At 63.6% G+C, this 7,657-nt stretch carries 7 protein-coding genes and 1 pseudogene; 3 read left to right on the forward strand and 5 right to left on the reverse strand.

Annotation, left to right across the window (positions count from 1 at the left end; genetic code table 11):
• Both K728_RS23290 and K728_RS19415 read right to left on the reverse strand, forming a co-directional pair.
• On the reverse strand, positions 1-234 hold a 234-nt coding region (locus tag K728_RS23290; protein ID WP_443110985.1), incomplete at its 3' end, for a biotin carboxylase N-terminal domain-containing protein.
• Between the two features lie 5 nt (positions 235-239).
• A pseudogene (locus K728_RS19415) lies at positions 240-1,848 on the reverse strand (carboxyl transferase domain-containing protein).
• Between the two features lie 161 nt (positions 1,849-2,009).
• Between K728_RS19415 and K728_RS0113155 the strand changes: the two are divergent.
• Positions 2,010-2,618 (forward strand): TetR/AcrR family transcriptional regulator, encoded by a 609-nt coding sequence (locus tag K728_RS0113155; protein WP_035748099.1) that lies wholly within the window; start codon positions 2,010-2,012, stop codon positions 2,616-2,618.
• 50 nt (positions 2,619-2,668) lie between these two features.
• The gene (locus tag K728_RS0113160) at positions 2,669-3,136 is read left to right on the forward strand and encodes a GNAT family N-acetyltransferase (protein ID WP_019483495.1); all 468 of its coding nucleotides are present in this window, start codon (positions 2,669-2,671) and stop codon (positions 3,134-3,136) included.
• Between the two features lie 147 nt (positions 3,137-3,283).
• Here K728_RS0113160 and K728_RS0113165 read toward each other — a convergent pair whose 3' ends face one another.
• From K728_RS0113165 to pdhA, 3 genes are read right to left on the reverse strand one after another with little or no spacing between them, the layout of a single operon-like run.
• Positions 3,284-4,750: a dihydrolipoamide acetyltransferase family protein gene (locus tag K728_RS0113165; protein ID WP_024477011.1), complete on the reverse strand. Its 1,467-nt coding sequence runs from the start codon at positions 4,748-4,750 to the stop codon at positions 3,284-3,286.
• 8 nt (positions 4,751-4,758) lie between these two features.
• Entirely contained in the window at positions 4,759-5,766 is a 1,008-nt protein-coding gene (locus tag K728_RS0113170) for an alpha-ketoacid dehydrogenase subunit beta (protein WP_019483497.1), read from the reverse strand.
• Entirely contained in the window at positions 5,766-6,920 is a 1,155-nt protein-coding gene (gene pdhA, locus K728_RS0113175) for a pyruvate dehydrogenase (acetyl-transferring) E1 component subunit alpha (RefSeq protein WP_024477012.1), read from the reverse strand. Before pdhA ends, K728_RS0113170 begins: the two co-directional genes overlap by 1 nt.
• 201 nt (positions 6,921-7,121) lie before the next feature.
• Here pdhA and K728_RS0113180 point away from each other — a divergent pair, with 201 nt between their 5' ends.
• A complete protein-coding gene (locus K728_RS0113180; protein WP_024477013.1) occupies positions 7,122-7,601 on the forward strand; it encodes an Lrp/AsnC family transcriptional regulator in 480 nt (159 codons plus the stop codon).
• Positions 7,602-7,657: the final 56 nt, after the last annotated feature.

The following is a 7,657-nucleotide window of genomic DNA, read 5'->3' on the forward strand; positions in this document are numbered from 1 at the left end:
GAGGATCGCGTCGATGGAGAGGTAGCTCAGCGCTGGCGACGCGGGCCCGATCCGCACCGCCACGTCAGCTTCACGCACGTGGAGGGCACCGGCGTCGGCGTCGCTATAGACCGCGACCGAGCGAATGCCCAGCGCCCGGAGGGAGCGGATCACCCGGCACGCAATTTCCCCGCGGTTGGCGACCAGCACGGTATCGAACAGGGCAGCGCCAGTGGTTGGTTCGATGGGTAACATCTCGCTCACATCCGGAAAAGGCCGAAGGAGGTGTCCCGGACCGGCGCGTTGGCACAAATGTCCAAGGCGAGGCCGAGCACCGTGCGGGTATCCGCGGGGTCAATAATGCCGTCATCCCAAAGTCGGGCCGTCGAGTAGTAGGGGCTTCCCTGCTCCTCGTACTGGTCGCGGATCGGGGCTTTGAACGCCTCTTCGTCCTCGGCGCTCCACTCGTCGCCGCGGCCCTCAAGCTGATCCCGCTTCACTGTGCCCAGCACCGCCGAGGCCTGGTTCCCGCCCATCACCGAAATCCGGCTGGAAGGCCACATCCACAGGAATCGCGGCGAATAGGCCCTCCCGCACATCGAGTAGTTTCCGGCACCGAAGGACCCNCCCGCCGACGACGACCGTCAGTTTGGGGACCCGGCAGGTGGCGACCGCCGTCACCATCTTGGCGCCATTCTTGGCAATGCCCCCGGCCTCGTAATCGCGGCCAACCATGAACCCTGACAGGTTCTGCAGAAAGATCAGCGGGATTCCACGCTGGTCGCAAAGCTCGATAAAGTGGGCGCCCTTGAGTGCCGACTCGCTGAACAGGACGCCGTTGTTGGCGACGATGCCCACCTGATGGCCGTGCAAGGTCGCGAAACCGGTGACCAGGGTAGCGCCGTATTCTTTCTTGAATTCATGGAATCGGCTACCGTCGACGAGCCGGGCAATAACCTCGCGGGCATCATAGGAGGCGTTGACGTCGGTGGGAACCGCTCCGTAGACCTCGTCGGGGTCGACAGCTGGTTCGGTGGAGGCCGTAATCTCCCAGGCCTGCGGGTTCCGCGGCAGGGTCGAGATGATGTCACGCACGATCTCCAGCGCGTGGGTATCGTTCTCCGCCAGGTGATCGGTGACCCCCGAAATTTTCGAATGAACGTCTCCCCCACCCAGCTCCTCGGCGGTGACGATCTCGCCGATTGCCGCTTTCACCAGGGGCGGGCCGCCGAGGAAGATGGTGCCCTGGTTACGGACGATGACCGTCTCATCGCTCATGGCCGGAACATACGCTCCACCGGCGGTACAGGACCCCATGACCGCAGCAATCTGCGGGATCTTCCGGGAGGACATGGTGGCCTGGTTGAAGAAAATCCGGCCGAAGTGCTCCTTGTCCGGAAACACCTCGTCCTGTTTGGGTAGGAACGCTCCGCCGGAGTCCACCAGGTAGACACAGGGCAGGTTGTTTTCCAGCGCAATTTCCTGGGCTCGCAAATGCTTTTTCACCGTCAGGGGGTAGTAGGTACCGCCCTTGACGGTTGCGTCGTTGGAAATCACCAGCACGTGGCGCCCGTGGACCAGGCCGACGCCGGCGATCACCCCGGCCCCGGGGCACTCGTTGTCGTACAGTCCATTGGCAGCCAGCGGTGCGATTTCCAGGAAGGGGCTGCCGTCGTCGAGCAGTTGGTCAATGCGCTCCCGCGGCAGGAGCTTGCCGCGGGCGACATGACGTTCCCGTGACCGCTGCGGTCCGCCGAGGGAAGCCTCTGCGAGGCGTTCGCGCAATTCGGTGACCAGTTGGCGCTGTGCAGTATCGTTCTCGCGAAAGCCGGGGCTGGTGGGATCTACCTGGGATGTCAGCGTCTGCATGGGGTCTTTCCCTGACTGGTTGCTCGTCGGCGAGCGGACCGTCTGTTTGGAAGCATTTTCAGTTAGTATGTACTAACTGAGATTAGGTTAGTAGCTAATAACCGACTTGTCCACCAAAATGGGATGACCGGTCCACCAGGCCGCACGAGATGGGGGCATCAATGGAAGCTTCTGCTCCGAGCCGGATCACCGGCCGCAGCATGGCGAAGGCTTCCCGCCGTGCCGCGCTGCTGGATGCCGCGGCCCAGTTGTTTGCCGATCGCGGCTACAACGGCGTTTCCATCGAAGACCTCGGCGCCGCCGCCGGCGTCAGCGGTCCGGCGGTGTACCGTCACTTCAGCAATAAACCGGCAGTGCTTGGTGCCCTCCTGGCTGGGGTCAGCGAAGACCTGCTCCATGGCAGCAACGCGGTGGTCGCCAATGCTCCGGACCCGGCGTCGGCGCTCCGCGGGCTGATCGAGTTCCAGGTGGACTTCGCATTGCGTAATGCCAATGTGATCAGGGTGCAGGACCGGGACCTCAACAGCCTGACCCCCGAAGATGAGCACACCGTGCGGTTCCTGCAGCGTCAATATGTGGAAGTGTGGGTGGATGTCATGGCCAAACTCCTGCCCGACGACGACCCCGCCCAACTTCGACGGAAGGCTCACGCGGCCTTCGGACTGATCAATTCGACTCCGCACACAACTCCCCGCCGAAAAAGCAGCAGCGACATTGCCGACCTGCGGCTCCTGCTGGAGAAAATGGCATGGTCGGCGCTTAATGCATAGCTCATTGCCTAGTAACCTGTTCCTACCCGCCATCTAACCGAAAGTTCGATGTGACTTCACTACGCGCCGTTGAACCCTCCGACCTGGACGAGTTCTTCACCCATCAACTCGATCCCAGCGCCAACCACATGGCCGCATTCACGGCCAAGAACCCAGCGGACCGCGGGGTGTTCAACCATCACTGGCAGAACATCCTGAACGATCCCCAGATCACCGTGCGCACCATCCTTCACGACGGCGCAGTGGTGGGCAGCATCCTCGCCTACCGCAATGACGAGACCCCCGAGATCAGCTACTGGATTGACAAGGCCAGCTGGGGCCAGGGCATCACCACGGACGCCGTCGGGCTATTCCTTGAGGAGTTCACCGATCGGCCGATCCGCGCCCGCGCCGTCGTCGACAACGTCAACTCCATCCGGATCCTCGAGCGCTACGGTTTCGAGCACATTGGTGAGGTACAGGGATTCGCCAACGCCCGCGGCGCTGTCGTCAAGGAACTGGTCCTCGAGCTCCGCTAGCTCCACGTCCCGGCTTCCGCGGCGCGTGATTGCGACGCCGGTGCCCGACTACCGAGGTCGGTGCAGGCCAGCGTCGGTGCAGGCCGACGTCGAAGCAGGCCAACGCCGAAGCCCGTCGGGGCGCCGCCCGCCGGGGCGCGGCCCACGCTAGATCATGGTGAGGACCATGCCGGGATCGGACAGGATGGTTCCGATATCGGCAAGGAACCGCGATCCCTGCTCGCCGTCCACCAGCCGATGGTCGAAGGACAGGCTCAGCGTCATTACTGAGCGCAAGGCAATCTCGCCCTGGTACTCCCACGGGGTGCGACGGACTGCTCCCATCGCCAGGATGGCTGCCTCCCCCGGATTGAGGATCGGCGTCCCCGCATCGATCCCAAACACCCCCACGTTGGTGATGGAGATGGTGCCGCCGGAGAGGTCTGCCGGGGTTGTTTTGCCGGCTCGCGCTGTCTCCGCCAGACCGGTCAACGCCTGGGCGAGCTCTTTCAGGCCGAGCCGATCGGCGTCTTTGATGTTCGGCACCATGAGACCCCGCGGTGTTGCCGCTGCAATGCCAAGATTCACAAAATGGTGCTGCACAATCTCAGAACTGGCATCGTCCCACCGGGTGTTGACCGTCGGGTTTCGGGCCACCGCGATACAGAGCGCCTTGGCCACCACTGTGAGCGGCGTAATCTTCACATCGGCAAACGCCCGACTGGCTTTCAAGCGCGCGACAAGTTCCACGGTCGGAGTCACATCGATGGTCAGAAACTCAGTGACGTGCGGCGCGGTGAACGCGCTGGCCACCATCGCCGCCGCGGTGTGCTTGCGGACTCCCTTGATCGGCGTCCGGGTTTCACGCTGGTCGGCGGACCGTGCGGGGGCCGCTGAAACCGGCACGGCAGCGGCTGTCGCCGGAGCACCGGAGGCCGAGGACGCTTCCGTATGGCTTCCGGCGGCTGCAAGCACATCGTCGCGGATGATCAGTCCGCCGGGGCCGGTCCCGGCCACTGATTCCAGCTCGACCCCGAGGTCTCGCGCGAGTTTCCGCACCGGCGGAGTGGACCGGGGCCGTTCGGACGCCGATAGATTCCCTGCCGGAGCCGGTGCTGTCTCACTAACCGCGGGCGACTGCGCCCGGTCCGGCGCCGGTGCCTGATCCTGAGCCGGTGCCTGATCCGGTGCCGGAGCCGGTGCCGCAGGACTGACAGCGGATCCGCCGCGGGCACGCCGGGCTGGCCTGCCCCCCTTCTCTACTGCTGCGCCGTAACCGACCAGGTTGGGTTCGCGTTTGGCGGGCGCGACGTCGTCGGCCGGGCTCGTAACAGCGACGGCCCCCTCGGAATCCGCCGCAGCAGGTCCCCCGACGCCGCCCTCCGCACCCGCAGCGGCTGGAACGTCGAAGGAAATGATCGGGGCGCCGACCTCCACCACCGTGCCGGGCTGCTCGTGCAGCCGCACAACAACTCCCGCGTAGGGGGACGGCAACTCGACCACTGCCTTGGCGGTCTCCACATCGGCAATGATCTGGTTGAGTTCGACGACGTCGCCCTCGGCTACGTGCCAACTGACAATTTCCGACTCGGTCAGACCTTCGCCAAGGTCCGGGAGCCTGAATTCCTTGATCACGGTTGCCACTACCTTTCGATCCCGCTCAGCGAATTGGTTCGTCCCATGACGCGGTCAACGCCGTCAAGAATCCGGTCCAGATCGGGCAGGTGATGGAATTCAAGTTTGGAATACGGGTAGGGGATGTCGAAGCCGGTAACCCGGACCGGTGCATGCTCGAGATAGTTGAAGCAGCGTTCAGTGATGCTGGCAGCGATTTCCGCACCCAGCCCACCCGACTGTGCTGCCTCGTGGGTGATGACCAGCCGCCCGGTTTTACGCACCGAGGCTTCGATGGTGGCGAAGTCGATGGGAGCCAGCGACCGCAAGTCAATGACCTCGACGGAAATACCTTCATCGGACGCCGCGATTGCAGCGTCACGGGCGGTGGGAACCAGCGGACCGTAGGTCACCAGAGTGACCTCGTCACCCTCGGCGACCACATGGGCGTCTTCCATCGATGATGCTGCGAGCTCAATCGACTCATCCACCTCGCCCTTGACGTGGTAGCGCCGTTTCGGCTCGAAGTACAGTACTGGGTCGTCGCAGGCGATGGCCTGCTGGATCATCGTGTAGGCGTCCTGCGGGTTGGAAACGCTGACCACTCGCAACCCCGAGGTGTGGGTGAAATAGGCTTCGGGCGACTCCGAGTGGTGCTCGGGCGAACCAATGCCGCCGCCGAAAGGCACCCTGATGGTAATCGGCATTTTGACTGCACCCTGGGTCCGGTAATGCAGTTTGGCCACCTGGCAGACGATCTGGTCAAAAGCGGGGTAGATGAATCCGTCGAACTGGATCTCCACCACCGGCCGGTACCCGCGGTAAGCCATGCCGACGGCGGTCCCCATAATGGCCGATTCCGCCAACGGAGTATCCAGAACACGGTGCTCCCCGAAATCCTTCTGCAGGCCCTCGGTAATCCGGAAAACACCGCCGAGCTTGCCGATATCCTCACCCATGAGGATCACCTTCGGGTCGTTTTCCATGGCCCGACGCATGCCGGCGTTGATGGCGCGGCCAAATGTCATGGTGGACATCAGAGGCTTCCTTCCGTGGCTGTTCCACTGCTCTTCTGCGACTTGGATTCAACAGGCTCGGAGTCGAAGGAAGCGAGGTAGCGGCCGTAGTTCTCCTGCTGACGGTCCAGCCAGGAGTTGGGGGTGCTGTAAACGTGCTTGAAGACGTCCATGGGCGCGGGCTCCGGCATTTCAATGCACCCGGCGCGGAGCCTGGCTGCGACGTCGTTGGCCTTCGTGTTCACCGCGGCAAGGAAATCTGGTGTCAGCAGACCGAGCGAATCGAGGAGCACTGACAGTCGGGAGATTGGATCCTTAGCCGCCCAGTCCTCGAGTTCGTTCGCGTCGCGGTACTTGGTGGGGTCGTCAGCTGTGGTGTGGGGCCCCATCCGGTAGGTGACCGCTTCGATGAAGCTTGGCCCACCGCCGGTCCGTGCCCGGTCGAGCGCTTCCCGCGTCACGGCCAGACAGGCCAGAACGTCGTTGCCGTCCACCCGGACGGACGGGATCCCGAAGCCTGGCGCACGGTTGGCAATCGGGACATGGGCCTGCAGGCCCACCGGCTCCGAGATGGCCCAGTGGTTGTTTTGGCAGAAGAAGATGACCGGCGCCTGGTAGCTGGCGGCGAAGACCATCGCCTCGTTGACGTCACCCTGGCTGGTGGCACCGTCGCCGAAGTAGGTGACGGCCACGGAATCAGCGCCGTCGTTCTGGATGCCCATCGCATAACCCGTGGCATGAAGGGTTTGCGCACCGATAATGACCTGCGGGGTGGCCATGTTGATGGAGAACGGGTCCCAGCCGGAGGAGGCGTTACCCCGCCACACCCGGAGGATATCGGTGAAATCGACGCCGCGGCAGTAGGCCACAGCGTTCTCGCGGTAGCTGGAGAAGACAAAGTCGTCCTCCCGGAGTGCCCGGCCTGAGCCGATTTGGGCCGCTTCCTGTCCCAGCAGGGGCGGCCAAAGCGCGAGTTCGCCCTGCCGCTGGAGCGCGGTCGCCTCGGCGTCGATCCGGCGGACCACCACCATGTCTTCATAGAGTGCCTGCAGCGCCGGGCCGTCGACGTCGGCAACCCACCTGTCGTAGTCCCCACTGGACTGCCGAACACCCGAGGGGGTCAGCAGCTGGATCAGTGAGTTTTCTCCAGCGGAAGCGGTGTCATTCAGGGGCACAATTACACAACCTTCATTGAGTGCACCGACCCGCCAACGGATCACCCTGATCCGGTCGCGTCGTCGGACCTTGACCCTCGGGCGTCTTTACCCAAAGATATTGTGACCCTACTCACAGAGGCCAAGGAGCACAACCGATCCCCGTTTGGCTGAGCATCCTGCCCAATTTATGCAGCCTGCACCGTGTTAGCATTGCGCATTATGCAACCCCTGGATTCCACTGACACTCGTCTCCTGATGGCCCTGGCGAAGGACCCCCGACGCACCGTCGTCGCGTTGGCCCAGAAACTGGGCCTGTCCCGCAATACGGTGCAGGCCAGGATGGCCCAGCTGGAGAAGAAGTCGGTGTTCCTGTCCTTTGAGCGGCGGATCAATCCGGTTGCCCTTGGCTACCCCCTGATGGCCTTCATTCATGTGCATGTGCAACAGCAGAAACTCGCGGCGATTACCGAGCAGCTCGCGGGTATTCCCGAGGTGCTCGAAGCGTATGGTCTGACCGGACAGGCGGACATTCTGGTCCGCGTGGTCTGCGCGGATGCTGAGGACCTCTTCAGAATCAACGGGAAAATCCTCGGTTGCGACGGAGTGGAACGCTGTGACACCTCCCTGGCCATGGGGGAACTGGTCCCTTTCCGGGTTGAGCCCCTCCTGGAACGTGGACCACGGCAGCCGGGTGCGTAGGAAGGGGCACACGTAACACCGGAATCCCGCCCCGTGCGCGGCACGCCCCCTTGCGG

Origin of the sequence: Arthrobacter sp. CAL618 (assembly GCF_000468215.1) — a bacterium.
In the GTDB taxonomy this organism is placed as follows: Bacteria; Actinomycetota; Actinomycetes; order Actinomycetales; family Micrococcaceae; genus Arthrobacter_D.

Bases quoted from the DNA above. Each gene is read 5' to 3' on its own strand.
- K728_RS0113155 (WP_035748099.1), top strand. From the start codon at position 2,010: ATGGAAGCTTCTGCTCCGAGCCGGATCACCGGCCGCAGCATGGCGAAG.
- K728_RS0113170 (WP_019483497.1), bottom strand. From the start codon at position 5,766: ATGTCCACCATGACATTTGGCCGCGCCATCAACGCCGGCATGCGTCGG.
- K728_RS0113180 (WP_024477013.1), top strand. From the start codon at position 7,122: ATGCAACCCCTGGATTCCACTGACACTCGTCTCCTGATGGCCCTGGCG.